The 8680-nt window shown below is 73.0% G+C and carries 8 protein-coding genes; 3 read left to right on the top strand and 5 right to left on the bottom strand.

Annotated features, from left to right (window positions below; translation table 11 throughout):
• Positions 1 to 1947, top strand: a 1947-nt coding sequence (locus PSH25_RS30735) for an ArnT family glycosyltransferase (RefSeq protein ID WP_238662385.1), incomplete at its 5' end; no start/stop codon positions are given.
• A 104-nt stretch (positions 1948 to 2051) separates the two neighbouring features.
• On the opposite strand, the gene PSH25_RS30730 is transcribed toward PSH25_RS30735, so the two are convergent.
• The 5 genes from PSH25_RS30730 to PSH25_RS30710 all read right to left on the bottom strand — a co-directional run bounded on the left by PSH25_RS30730 (position 2052) and on the right by PSH25_RS30710 (position 6571).
• A complete protein-coding gene (locus tag PSH25_RS30730) occupies positions 2052 to 2651 on the bottom strand; it encodes a hypothetical protein (RefSeq protein WP_238662384.1) in 600 nt (199 codons plus the stop codon).
• Between the two features lie 56 nt (positions 2652 to 2707).
• Entirely contained in the window at positions 2708 to 4174 is a 1467-nt protein-coding gene (locus PSH25_RS30725) for a sensor histidine kinase (RefSeq protein WP_238662383.1), read from the bottom strand.
• Positions 4167 to 4859, bottom strand: coding sequence for a response regulator transcription factor (locus PSH25_RS30720; RefSeq protein ID WP_238662382.1), 693 nt, complete (start codon positions 4857 to 4859; stop codon positions 4167 to 4169). The genes PSH25_RS30725 and PSH25_RS30720 overlap by 8 nt, the downstream gene beginning before the upstream one ends.
• Before the next feature lie 86 nt (positions 4860 to 4945).
• Positions 4946 to 5452 carry a hypothetical protein gene (locus PSH25_RS30715; protein ID WP_238662381.1) on the bottom strand — a complete coding sequence of 169 codons (507 nt, stop codon included), beginning with the start codon at positions 5450 to 5452 and terminating at the stop codon, positions 4946 to 4948.
• 111 nt (positions 5453 to 5563) lie between these two features.
• Positions 5564 to 6571 (bottom strand): phosphotransferase family protein, encoded by a 1008-nt coding sequence (locus tag PSH25_RS30710; protein ID WP_238662380.1) that lies wholly within the window; start codon positions 6569 to 6571, stop codon positions 5564 to 5566.
• Positions 6572 to 6758: 187 nt separating this feature from the next.
• Between PSH25_RS30710 and PSH25_RS30705 the strand changes: the two genes are divergently transcribed.
• Together PSH25_RS30705 and PSH25_RS30700 are read left to right on the top strand one after the other, a co-directional pair.
• A complete protein-coding gene (locus tag PSH25_RS30705; protein ID WP_238662379.1) occupies positions 6759 to 7697 on the top strand; it encodes a hypothetical protein in 939 nt (312 codons plus the stop codon).
• Positions 7698 to 7776: 79 nt separating this feature from the next.
• Positions 7777 to 8667, top strand: coding sequence for a maleylpyruvate isomerase family mycothiol-dependent enzyme (locus PSH25_RS30700; protein ID WP_238662378.1), 891 nt, complete (start codon positions 7777 to 7779; stop codon positions 8665 to 8667).
• Positions 8668 to 8680: the final 13 nt, after the last annotated feature.

The raw sequence follows: 8680 nt of genomic DNA, 5'->3' as shown, positions 1-8680 counted from the left end.
CTCGGGCAGCCGCCCGCCGCACCGGTGCCGGTCGGTGCCGCGCCGGTTCCAGTCAGCGCCGCGCCGCAGCCGGTTCCGGTGGGCGCGGTGGTGTCCGGTGGCGGCCCCGACGTGTCCGTCCCGACCACCGAGCGCGGCGAGCCCGACCCCGCGCCGACCCGGGCCGACCGGGGGTCGGCCGGCCTGATCGCCGCGGCGGTCGACACCTGGCGTACGGCCCGACCGGGCGAACGGCTCCTCGCCGGCACGATCGGCGGGCTGGTCCTGGTGGAGTTGCTGGTCGCGCTGCTGGCCGAGCCGAACAACTTCGACTCGCAGACGTACCACCTGCCAAAGGTGGAGCACTGGGTTGCCCAGGGCGACCTGGACTTCTGGCCCACCGCTATCCACCGGCAGGTGACCATCCCGCCCGGGGCGGAGTACCTGCTGCTGCACCTGCGCCTGCTCACCGGCGGGGACTCCCTGCACAACCTGGTGCAGTGGGCGGCCGGAGTGGTCTGCCTCCTGGTGGCCGCACGGATCACCGCGCAGCTCGGCGGCGGCCGGCGGGCCCAGTTGCTCACCGCGTTCGTGCTGGCGACCACGCCGATGGTGGTGCTCCAGGCGACCAGCACGCAGACCGACCTGATCTGCGCGGCGTGGGTGGCCTGCGCGGCGACCCTGGCACTGGACGGGCTGCGTCGACGGACCGGCTGGGGCACGCTGCTCGGGCTGGGGGCGGCCACCGGGTTGACCGCGGTGACCAAGACCAGCGGCCTGATCGCAGTCGGCCCGCTGCTGGTGCTCTGGGGGTTGGCCCAGCTGAGACTGGCCCGGACCGGTCAATCGACACCGGCGAGCACGCCTGCGGCGGGTGGGGGTGGGCGGTCCTGGCCGGTCGGCGGGCTGGCCCGCACGGTCGGCGGTTCGGTGCTGATCCTGGTGGTCGCGGCCGTGGTGGTCGGCCCGTTCCTGGCCCGGGTGACAGCCGAGTTCGGGCACCCGCTGGGGCCACCCCGGCTGCGTGAGTCGATCCCGATGGAGCGGCACGACCCGGCGTCGATAGTGGTCAACGCGCTGCGGATCGGGCACACCGCGTTCGACACGCCGCTGGCGCCCCTGCGTCGGGCCGGGGCCGAAGTGATCGTCAGCGGTGCCGAGGCGATCGGGGTCGACCCGCAGGACCGTGCGATCACCTTCGGTCGGGAGCTCTTCCCGGAGCCGGCCTGGTATCCGGACGAGGACCGGGTGGCGTTTCCGCTGGCCGGGGCGTTGGCGGTGATCGGCGCGGTGATCGCCCTCGCCCGACCACGGCGGGTCGCCGCCGAGCGGGCCGGGTCGCTGCGGGCGTACGCCGTGGTGGTGCTGACCGCCGTGCTGCTGCACACCGCGATGATCAAGTGGCAGCCGTGGGGCAACCGACTGCTGCTCTACGCCGTGGTGCTCGCCGTACCCCTCGCCGGCCTCTGGCTGGACGCGCTCCTGCGCAACCGCGCGGGTGGACGTCGAACGGTTGCCACCGTGGCGGCGGTCACCGTGCTGGCCACCTCGGCGCTGGCCGGAGTGCTCGCGCTGTCGTACGGCTTCCCGCGCCGGCTGGTCGGTGCCGGCTCGGTCTTCACCACCTCGGGCTGGGACACCCGGTTCCTGCGCCGCCCGCAGTGGGCCGACGAGTTCCGCTGGGCGGCGACCGCGGTCCAGGACAGCGGTGCGCGACGGATCGGGCTGGTGCAGCAGAACGACAACTGGGAGTACCCGTGGTGGCTGCTGCTGCGGCAGCCCGACGGCGACTCACCGGACCTGGTGGCGTTGCAGTCGGTGCTGCCGGAACGACCGCCGGCCGACCCCTCCTCGGTCGACGCGATCGTCTGCACCGGCAGCGAGGCGGCCTGCGCCAAGCTCGTCCCGGCCGGCTGGCGGCTGGAGTTCCACGGCTACGTCGGCTACGCCCTCCCGCCGGGCCGCTGAACCAGAAGCCGGCCGTACCGCCGCCAACCGGGTCTGTTGACTTCATCGGCTCCCGCGTCTTCTGACGAGGGCAGGGGCCCTGGCGTCGACCAGGGCCCCTTCGCTCACTTGCCGCCGGGAATGAGGACGAGCCGGGCCACGCCCCTGTCGCCGTCCTTCGCGCCGGCGACGCCGAGCGTCGCGCCGACCTTGACCTCGCTCGGCTGCACGGTGGCCCGCCGCTCGACCACCCGCAGGTCGTCGCCGAAGGTCCAGCTCATGGTGAAGCCGTCGGTGGACCTGACGGTCATCGAGTCACCGTCGATCGCGGTCACCTCGCCGCGTTGCACGGCGACGGTCTGCGTACCGCCGTCCTTGGTCTTCACCACCGCCTCACCGTGCAGGGTGTTCTTGCGCAGCAGCACGCGGGCCTGGCGGCGCTTGCGCCACTCCTCGCCGCGCTTGTCCCGGGCCTTCTCCTTGACGCTGGGGGACGCACCCGGCGTCGGGGTGGCCGGTGCGGCGACGGTCCGCACGTCCAGGTCGTCGGCGTCGAAGCCCATCGCGGCCAACGCCTGACCCTCGACCCCCATGGCGGCGGCGACCTCGACGGCGACGTCCCGGGCGGGCTGGCTGGCCACCTCGGCCGCGCCGCAGCCGCTGACGCCGAGCGCGACCGCCGCGAGCAGTGCCGTGGTGCCGGTGGCGATACCCCAACGTGGCATGACTCTCCCTCTCGTCCGTGGAGCCCTCAGCCTCCCCCGCAACGACGAGCGGAGCGTCAGACCGATGTTCGGGTCAGGTAAGGATCGCCGGGCAGCCGGACGGTGAAGGCGGCACCGCCCTCCGGCGCGTGCCCCGCGGCGATCTCCCCGCCCAACCGACGGACCAGCCCAGCGGCCAGCGCCAACCCCAGTCCGCTGCCCACCTTGCGCACCCCCCGGTACCGCTCGTGCAGCGCACCGCGTTCGAAGGCCACCGCCAGGTCGTCGTCGGTGAAGCCGGGCCCGCCGTCGCGGACCTCCAACACGCCGCCGTGCGCCGGGTCCGCGCCAGCCGGCCGGACCGCGAGCACCACCGGCGACCCCGGGGGTACGACCCGCAGCGCGTTCTCCAACAGCCCGTCCAGCACCTGCCGGATCCTCCCCGGATCGGTGTACGCGGGCACCGGCTGACCGGGCGTCTCCAGCCGGAACGGCACGCCCACCGCCGCGCACCGACCGGACCAGGTCGGCTCCGCGTCCAGAGCCAGTTGGGTCAGGTCCACCGGCACCGGTTCGAGGGGGAAGTCGGCGGCCTCCAGCCGGGCCAGTGCCAGCAGGTCACCGATCAGCCGGTCCAGGTGTTGGGCCTCGGCAAGCATCGTCCGGCCGGTGTCCACCGTGTCGTCGGCACCGAGCACCCCGTCGGCGAGCGCCTCGGCGTACCCCCGGATCGCGGTCAGCGGCGTGCGCAGCTCGTGCGAGACGGAGAGCAGGAACTCCCGCTGTCGTCCCTCGCTGGTGGCCAGTGCGGCGGCCAGCCCGTTCAACGCCTCGGCCAGGTCGGCGACCTCGTCCGGCGGCTCGACCGGCACCCGGACGGCGCGGTCTCCAGCCCGTAGCCGGGCGGCGGCGGTGGCCGCGACGCGGATCGGCCGGGCCAGCCGGCGGGCCAGCAGCAGCCCGGCCACCACGCCGGCGGTCAACCCGGCCAGCAACGGCAACCAGAGACTGAGCAGCACCCGGGCCCACAGCCCGTCGGCCAGGGGACGGGAGAGCACCACCCCGTTGCCGCCGGGCAGGGCCCGACCCTCGACCAGGGCTCGCTCACCGTTGACCGAGCGACGAGCCGACACGTTGCGGCCCTGCCCGATCCGCTGCACCACCCGGGGTGGCAGCCCCGCCCGGTCGACCGCCCCGCGCCGGATCAGGTACGCGTCGATGCCCTGGTCGCGCAGTTGCTGGATGAGCCGTTCCTCGTCGGCGCTGCGACCCCGGTCGAGGCGGGTCCGCAGCACCTCGGCCGCGAGCCGGGCCTGGGCGGCGAGCGCCTCCTGCTCGCTCCGCTCGGCGCCACGGATCGCCAATGGCACCGCGACGATGGCGGTGACCAGCACCGACACCAGCGCCACCGCGCAGGTGACGAGCACCGCGCGGGCGGTCAGCGTACGGCCGAGCCGGCCGCGTCGAGGTGCGGCCGGTGGGGTGGCGCCGACCACCGGCAGGGCCATGGTCGGCGACTCGACGCGCCCGGGGTGGTCAGGCACCGACCGCGTACCCCACACCGCGATGGGTCCGGATCACGCTCGCCGGGCCGAGCTTCGCCCGCACCTGGGCGACGTGCACGTCAACCGTCCGGGTGCCGGCGTGCGCCGCGTAGCCCCAGACCCCGGCCAGCAGTTCCTCCCGGGTGAAGACCCGGCCGGGCCGGGCCATCAGGTGGGCCAGCAGGTCGAACTCGGTGGAGGTGAGCTGCACCGGGGCGCCTGCGGCGGTGACCGTGCGGCGGCCCGGGTCGAGCGTCACCGGGCCGACGACCCGTGGCCGGTCCGCGCCCTCGGGGCCGCCGGCGGATCGGCGCAGCACCGCGCGCACCCGGGCGACCAGTTCCCGTGGGCTGAACGGCTTGGTGACGTAGTCGTCGGCGCCCAACTCCAGGCCGACGATCCGGTCCACCTCGTCGTCGCGGGCGGTGAGGAAGATGACCGGGGTCCAGTCGCCGGCCTCGCGCAGCCGGCGGCAGATCTCGGTGCCGGGCAGGCCCGGCAGCGCGATGTCCAGCACGCAGGCCACCGGGCGCAGCCGGCGGGCCGCGCTCAGACCGGCCTCGCCGTCACGTTCCAGGTGGACGCCGAACCCGTCCCGGGTGAGGTAGAGCCGGACCAGGTCGGCGATTGCCGGCTCGTCCTCCACGACGAGGACGAGCCCGCGGTGCGGCGGTTCGACGGTCACCGGCCCATGATTGCCGACGGCGAAGGCTCGGCGCGATCGGCGCGTGTTCGAGTTCGGTAAAGGCGCGGCGAAGGTCGGGTGTCAGCTCACCAGGACGGGGCGAACATGCCGGGCCGCGCGACGGCCGGTGCGTCACCGATGCTGGCGACGACCCGCGCGCCGGGTGGCCGCAGGCGGGTCCGGAACGCCTGGTTGAGCAACGCGTCGAGCTGCCAGACCTGCTTCGGGTGACTGGTCCGGATCAGGAACCGCTCACGGATCCCGTCGATCGCGGTGGCCGCCATCTCGACCGACTGCAGCCGCGGGTCCGGGCTCCAGGTGACGTTGCTCAGCTCGCGCAACTCGGTGTTGAGGTGCAGGCGCAGTCGGTGCAGGAGGCGGGTCTGCTGGGTCACCACGAGGCGGCGGTGGGTGAGCAGTAGGAGGTAGTCGCCGGTGACCGGGCGGTCGGGGCGGCTGCAACGGGTGACCAGGATGGTGGCGTCACCGGAGCCGACGCAGCGCCGGAAGACCGGCATGTGCCGGCTCACCGTCTGCACGGCCAGGCCAGCCTCGGCGGCGGCCGGGAGGAACGTTCGGGAGAAGACGTCCATGACGTGCCCAACGACGTCCCCTGCTGGGTGACGTGGGTCACGCGGGATTTTTGGAAGTTCCACGCCGCCTGTCGCACTGCCTGTCCGACTTCCGACTCGGACGGATCATGGTCAGGAGTTGGGCTGAAGTGGACTGGCGGCGAACAGCTCCTCCAGCCAGCCCGGGACCGCGTCGGCGTACTCGGCGCGGGACTCCTCGGCGGTGTCGAGTGCCCGACGCCAGGACAGCGACCGGCTCACCGGCCCCAGGCCGATCGCGAGGTCGGCGGCCTCGACGAGGGTCCGGCGGTCGTACCGGTCGGTCCACGCCTCCAGGTAGGCGTCGCGCAACCGAACCAGTTGGGCGTCGTCGGCGGCGAGCTTCCTGGCGTGCCCGATGGAGCGCAGGGTCACCAGCAGCGTGCCGAACGGGTGCGCCACCGAGGCGTCCCCCCAGTCGAAGTAGCGGTAACCGCCCGGGCCGGCGAAGACGTTGCCGTCGTGCAGGTCGTCGTGCTGCACGGTGGCCGGGATGCCGAATCCGGCGAGCCGCCGGCACCGCTCGGCGTACGACGGCACCTCCGCCCGCAGCCGGTCGTACACCTCGGGGTTGAGCCCCTCCTCCGCGCCGAGCAACAGCGACGCGCGGTCGTCGAGCAGCTCGACGAAGAGGTCGGCGAGCACCTCGGGCCGATGGTCCGGTACGCCGGAGGCGACCAGCTCGTCGGCGTGCGCCGCGGTGGCCAACTGGAGGGCGGCGTACCCGGGCAGGGCCTGCTCCCAGTGCGTCAGGTCCGGGTCGCGGCCCAGCAGGTCGCGCAGTGACTCGCCGCCGTCGGGCAGCAACGACCAGCCTCGTTCCGGGTCCACCGCGATCGGGGTCAGCACCCGCTCCGGCGTGAGCCGCGCCAACGTCGCGATCAGGGCCGCCTCGTGCACCGTGCCCGGATTGTTGGCCTTGAACCAGACCGGACCACCGTCGGTAGGCACCCGCCACACCAGCGACCAGGGACGGACCCGCGGCTCCACCGGCCCGGTCACCCGCCGACCCGCGCGAGTCAACTGCTCGTCGACCCAGGACCGGGCCTGCGTCTGCCACTGCTCACCGGACCAGTCCGGGGCACGCTCGATCGTCGTCACGCTGGGCACCCTAGGCCGTCTTCCCGAAGTTGGAGACCGCTTATTCCGGCGCCGGCACGACACGGCGTTCCACCGGAGGCCGGCGCATCTGCCGATTGCGCACTCTGCGAGATGCGCCGAGGAAGCTCTGAGCGACATTATCGCTGCGCCCAGTAATCATGCTCGAATCGGCTCGGGGAGTAGAGCTATGACGGGAACGCCAACCACAGCCACGCGAGACTTCGCGCGTCCCTCCGCCGCCGAGCGTCCACGACGCAACGGCGTCATCATCGCGGTCAGCGTGGCGGCCGGAGTCCTGCTGGCGGTGCTCTGGTCCTACGAGTTCGTCGACTCGGTCATCGGTGACAGCGTCGCCAGCGGGATCCTCGGCCATGATGCGAAGGCGACGGCGATCTCCGGTACCGCCGCCGGCCTGGTGTTCGCGTTCGTGTCGGGCCTCGCCGGCACGTTCACCGCGTGCAACATCGCGATGCTCGCGTCCATCGGGCCGCTCGGCGCGGCAAGCTCCACCAGCGGTGACCGGCTCCGGCTGCTGCTGCGGCCGGTCGGCTACCTCACCCTGGGCATGGTCGCCGTCGCCGCGGTGTACGGGTTCGTCGGGGTCCTGCTGGGTGACCGGCTCCCCCAGCTGTCCACCGACACCGCGGGTGGGGTGCCGGTACGCATCATCCAGTCGTCGGTGGTGTTCGGCGTCATCGGACTGGCCCTCATCTACCTGGGGCTGGCCGCGATCCGGACGGTGCCGGACGTGTTCGCCGACCGGCCGGTCGCACGGGTGATCACCCTCGGCGCGCTCATCGGCGGCTTCCTCATCGGCCGGCCGTACCCGTTGTTCAACAAGCTGTTCCACTGGGCGGTCGACAGCGGCAACCCGCTGTACGGTTCGGCCGCGTTCGTGCTGCAGTCCCTCGGCAACATCGTCGTGGTCACCGCGTTGTTCGCGCTGCTGATCATGCTCACCCGCGGCCGGTTCATCAGCTGGCTCGCCGCCGACGTACGCCGCAGCATGGTGATCAGCGGCGCGCTGCTCATCGCCCTGGGCGTCTTCACAGTCGTGTACTGGGACGTCCGGGTGCCCTCGATCTTCGGCTTCGGGTGGTTCCCCACCATGTTCTACAACCACTGACGCCGGTCCCGACCTGCCGCTGCCGGAAGATGGCACATTCGAAGATGTTCCGGCGCGGCGGGTGCTCGATGCTGTTCGTGTGACTGGCGCGGCAGATCCGGACCGGTGGAGTGTGGCCAACGCGGCCCTGCGAACGGCCACCGACCGGTTCACCGACCTGGTGGCCGCCGCGCCCTCACCCGACGTCATGGCGACCGCCGACTGGACCGTGGCCGACACCCTCGCGCACGTGGCGTCGATCGCGGTGCTGTACGTGTCGAGGCTGGAGGGCACCGAGATCCCCATCCGGGTGCCGGGGCTGGAGGACCTGCTGGCCACCACGAACGTGGACACGGTGGCCGACGTCAACACCCAGGTGCTCGCCCACTTCACCGAGCGCGACCCGGAGGTGCTGCTGACGCAGCTCAACACCCTGGTCGGCCGCCTCCTGACGACGTCGGCCGATCCGCGCTCGACGGTGAGTTGGCTGGGCAACGCGCGGGTGACGGTCGGCGGCCTGTTCGCCCATCTGACCAACGAGCTGCTCGTGCACGGTTGGGACATCGCGCGGGCGCTCCGCCGGGCGTGGCCGATGCCGGACGAGCACGCCGCGCTCTACTGGGACCTGTTCATGTTCGACATGCTGCGCGACACGTACGGGGTGCTGCTCAACACCGAGCTGCCGATGCCTCGGCACCACGTGTCGGTGCAGTTCCGCTCGCGGTACACGCCGACGACGACGCTGACCCTGGGCGACCGCCGGGTGCGGATCGCGCCACCCGACGCCCCGTTCGACGCGAGCGTGACGTTCCGCCCGGCCCGGTTCAACCTGATGATGTTCGGCCGGATCAGCATCGCGCAGGCGGTGCTGCGGCGCGACGTCGTCATCGGCGGGCCGAGGCCGTGGCGGCTGCCCGCGTTCCTCCGGGTCGTGCACATGCCCAACGGCCGACTCGCGCCCCCACCTGCATCCGGGCCCCAGCGCGGGTGACCGCCGTCCGGAC

Source organism: Micromonospora foliorum (genome assembly GCF_022229015.1).
Classification (GTDB): Bacteria; Actinomycetota; Actinomycetes; order Mycobacteriales; family Micromonosporaceae; genus Micromonospora; species Micromonospora foliorum.
This window is presented reverse-complemented; position numbering and strand designations above follow the sequence as displayed.